This window comes from Bacillus sp. LR_5, from assembly GCF_042709275.1.
Genome location: NZ_JAVAXX010000407.1, coordinates 1 through 4,239 on the forward strand (window position 1 = coordinate 1; position 4,239 = coordinate 4,239).

A 4,239-nucleotide genomic window follows, 5' to 3' on the forward strand; every position below is an offset into this window, starting at 1 on the left:
GCTCAAAACAAAGTACAGAGATTTTAACGGCTATTCTTTCACATAAAAAAATAGACTGCAAAACATCTACAGTCTATTTTTGCACTGCTATGCGGTATGTTACACCCATTGTGTCATTTTCAATTGAGATAGATGCCTTATGGAGAGTTAAAATTCGTTTTACGATGCTTAGACCAATGCCGAATTCGCCTTTCTTCCCTTTATTAAAAGGCTCATAGAGGCTGGAGAGCATCTCATCTTCAATATGCGGACCGTCATTTTTAATGGTGATCACGATATTTCGATCATCTTGTTTCATGCTGATTTCTATTTTTGTCTCAGCATAGCGGATTTGATTTTCCAGAATGTTTTCGAGGAGTTTGTTCCATTGCTCCGGATCGCCCGGCATCAAAATATCCTCTTCTACATCAATTTCCCACGATAGTTCTTTCCGCGCCCACTTCAATCGTTCGATGACTTCTTCTGTCACTTCCACAATACTGAACATGTCGTGCTGCACTTTTTGCTTCGCTAAATAATCCAGCTTCGTTAAATATAATAAATCCTTTATTTTTTTCTCCAGCTTAAGAGCTTCGCATTCAATAACATCTACAGTGTTTTCAAGGTCTCCTTTAGGAAAAATCCCGTCTTTAATTGATTGTGTATAGCCTCTGATGACCATGACCGGCGTTTTTAAATCATGAGAGATATTTTGCAATAGAGTTCTTTCTGTTTCATCCTTTTGCACAAGCTTTTGGCGCATCTCTTCGATGGTATGGCCCAATTTGCCGATTTCATCTTTCCGGTCCACTTTTACTGGGTCATCCCAATCCTGTTCAGAAATCCGTTTGACGTGTTTTTCAAATGATACAAGAGGCCTTGATAAATACTTTGCAAGCCAAATAGCCGGAATCCAGCTTAATAAAATGACGACAGCTATAATAAACAGAAGCTGTTTGAACAAGGTATAGGCCAAATCGTCCCGATAAGAATCAAGCGCGTAAGAGAGCATCATCGCTGATTGTCCATTGACGGAAAGTCCCTTTTTAATGACAAAAAACACTTTCTCTCCATTGACGTCGGCGCTGTAACGTTTCTTTTTAGCTTCCTGCTTATCAGCCAGCTTGTACACCTTGTGGATAAATGAAGATGACAGAATGCTTAAATCCTTGTCTGAAGAAGCCTCTTCATTTTCAGGAAGGAGCACGTGCTGTACGGAGCGGACAGTTGTCGGCGCCGTCGCTTCCTCGCTGTAATAGCGCCTTTCAATCGAACCTGGCAGGCGGTACTCTGTCAGCACATGCTGCTCATTTTCAATCGTCGTATACGTTTCATTAGTGAAAAAATCTCGCAGCGTGTTTGAAAATAACACAAGCAGTAAAATCGATATCGCTAACAGGATGCCGGATATGACAACCCATATCTGAAACGCGAGCGGCTTGTTTTTCATGATGACATCATCCTGTAGCCGAAACCGTAAATCGTCTCCACCTTCAATTCAGGCATCTTTCTGCGCAGTCTCCGGACGAGATCATCAACGACCCGGTCTGTTCCGAAGTAGTCATGTCCCCACACTTTTAGGAGGATATCCTCACGAGAGTATGGATGCCCTTTATGATGGATAAATAATAGCAGCAGATCAAATTCCTTTGACGTCAAATTGATGATATTCCCGTTCTCGTCATAGACCTCGCGGGCGTCTTCAGCGACCCGATACGAGGAGACGGCAATTTCATTTTTTTGGGCAGGAGGAGCTTCCTTATATACGAGCTGCAGCAGCTTTTGCACACGGATAATCAGCTCCCGCGGCAGAAACGGCTTTGAAATGTAGTCATTGCTGCCAAGCTCTAAGCCAAGCACTCTGTCAATATCCGCATCTCGGGCGGAAATAAAAATGACCGGCACGTCAGGATCTTTCGCCTTGATTTCTTTTATTAATGTATAGCCGTCGGTATCCGGCAGCATGATATCGAGAATCCATAGGTGGGGAGACGGTGTCATTTTCTTTCTGGCGTCTTCACCTTTCGTAAAAGATGTAATGTTCCAGCCCTCATTCTCTAAATACTTCGTCAGCAGTTCATTCAGGTTATCCTCATCTTCAACTAGATAAATGGTGTATGACAAGGCTCTTCACATCCTTTCAACGTCATTATAAACTAGTTTTAACATACGGCAGGCAATTTTCATAATTTCACATATTCTTTTCATTTTTATCCCACAATGTTTGTTTATGATATGGTTAAGGGAAGAAAGGAAGAGAAAAAGAGCGAGGAAGATGTAAGATGATCAAACATATTCTATTTTGGTGCTTTGCTTTTCTCCTCATTATTGGGACAATTGAACTTGTACATGCGATGAATATGTAACGATAAATGAATAACCGTTAAAGGAGTGCAAGAACATGGATTATCGACGTGATGACCAAAACGATCAACATCAAACAGAACCTTCACATACAGAACAGCAGAATACAGAAAACCAGAAGCTGATTGGACATTCTGAACAAGAATTGCTTGACGCGCCTGTGTCGTATGAAGCGGGACGGCAGGAAACGGCTTCTGCACTAGAAATGGAAAAGCAAGAAACGGCTGTGAAAAAAGAAAAGAAAAGGAGAGCCGCATGGCTGAGCCCGATTTTAGGCGGTATTATCGGCGGGGGCCTCATGCTTGGCATCGCGCCTTATCTGCCGTCAGACCAAAATCAGGCGACCGAGACCGCTTCCGCAAATAAACAGGTGCAGTCTGATAATTTTACAACGGCGCCGATAACGAACGCATCAAACATCGCTGATATGGTAGAGGATTTAGAGCCTACGATTGTCGGAATCTCAAATATCCAAACCTCTCAAAATAACACATTCGGCACGGGAGGAGGCTCCAGCTCAGAAAGTGAAAGCGGAACCGGGTCAGGTGTTATTTTCAAAAAAGACAGCAATAAAGCGTATATCATTACAAACAACCATGTCGTTGAAGGCGCGAACAAGCTGACTGTTACGCTATACAACGGAGAAACGGAAACTGCCAAGCTTGTCGGCAGTGATACCATTACTGATTTGGCAGTTTTGGAAATCAGCAGCAAGAACGTCAAAAAAGTGGCGAGCTTTGGTGACTCTTCACAGCTGCGCACGGGCGAAAAGGTAATCGCTATCGGTAACCCGCTCGGACAGCAGTTTTCCGGTACAGTGACACAAGGTATCATTAGCGGACTGAACCGGACAATTGATGTGGATACAACACAGGGGACGGTGGAAATGAACGTGCTGCAAACCGATGCAGCGATCAATCCGGGGAACAGCGGAGGCCCATTAATCAATGCAAGCGGCCAGGTCATCGGCATCAACAGCTTGAAGGTGAGCGAAAGCGGCGTGGAATCACTTGGATTTGCGATCCCAAGCAATGATGTCGAGCCGATTGTTGACCAGCTGCTGCAAAACGGGAAGGTGGACCGTCCGTTTTTAGGCGTGCAGATGATTGACATGTCACAAGTTCCTGAAACCTATCAGGAAAATACGCTCGGCCTGTTTGGAGATCAATTGGGCAAAGGTGTTTATGTAAAAGAAGTTCAAGCAAATTCGCCGGCAGAAAAAGCAGGTATTAAATCTGAGGATGTCATTGTCAAACTAAACGGTAAAGACGTGGAAAGCAGTGCGGATATCCGTCAGATCCTTTACAAAGACTTAAAAGTCGGAGATAAAACAACAATCCAAGTGCTGCGAAAGGGAAAAACGAAAACGTTGAACGCGACACTGACCAAGCAGACAGAAAGCAGTTCAAGCTAAGAAAAAAACAAAAAGCTGAACCCAAATAGGGTTCAGCTTTTTTTATCCTAAGTAAGAGGAAAGCATCCACACTTGTTTTTCAACTTCTTCAATTAATCCGACAAACAAGTCCGCTGTCGCATTGTCTTGATTTTCTTCAGCCAGGCCGATCACGAATTTAGATTCGCTGCTGATTTGTTTGTAGTCGTTTACCAATGCTTGTACCATTTCTGAAGCTGATGTTTCGTTTCCGCCGTCTGTGATAGATGCATGCTCAGTGTATTCTTTCACTGTGGCAACAGGCTGTCCGCCAATCGCCAGCAGGCGCTCAGCGATTGTATCGACTGTTTCAGCCGCATGGTCATAAAGTTCTTCAAATTTCTCGTGCAATGTAAAGAAATGAGGCCCTTTCACATACCAATGGAAACGGTGGAGCTTAGAGTATAAAAGAAACCAGTTTGATAATTTGTGTGTTCATTGAATTCTCAACTAATGTTTGATTT

General features: G+C 43.4%; 3 protein-coding genes and 1 pseudogene. 1 reads left to right on the plus strand and 3 read right to left on the minus strand.

The window, feature by feature from the left end; all coding sequences use genetic code 11:
* Positions 1–73: 73 nt before the first annotated feature.
* Together cssS and cssR are read right to left on the minus strand one after the other, a co-directional pair.
* Positions 74–1,429 carry a two-component system sensor histidine kinase CssS gene (gene cssS / locus RAC86_RS35885; RefSeq protein ID WP_377886709.1) on the minus strand — a complete coding sequence of 452 codons (1,356 nt, stop codon included), beginning with the start codon at positions 1,427–1,429 and terminating at the stop codon, positions 74–76.
* Entirely contained in the window at positions 1,426–2,103 is a 678-nt protein-coding gene (gene cssR, locus RAC86_RS35890) for a two-component system response regulator CssR (RefSeq protein WP_095431862.1), read from the minus strand. The genes cssS and cssR overlap by 4 nt, the downstream gene beginning before the upstream one ends.
* Before the next feature lie 277 nt (positions 2,104–2,380).
* On the opposite strand from cssR, the gene htrB reads away from it, so the two are divergent.
* Positions 2,381–3,757, plus strand: a complete 1,377-nt coding sequence (gene htrB, locus RAC86_RS35895) for a serine protease Do-like protein HtrB (protein ID WP_046381313.1) — start codon at positions 2,381–2,383, stop codon at positions 3,755–3,757.
* Between the two features lie 42 nt (positions 3,758–3,799).
* Here the strand turns inward: htrB and mrgA are convergent.
* Positions 3,800–4,239 (minus strand): annotated as a pseudogene (gene mrgA, locus RAC86_RS35900) (metalloregulation DNA-binding stress protein MgrA); the annotation flags it as partial.

Coding starts and splice junctions, on each gene's coding strand:
- htrB (WP_046381313.1), top strand. CDS start 2,381: ATGGATTATCGACGTGATGACCAAAACGATCAACATCAAACAGAACCT.
- cssS (WP_377886709.1), bottom strand. CDS start 1,429: ATGAAAAACAAGCCGCTCGCGTTTCAGATATGGGTTGTCATATCCGGC.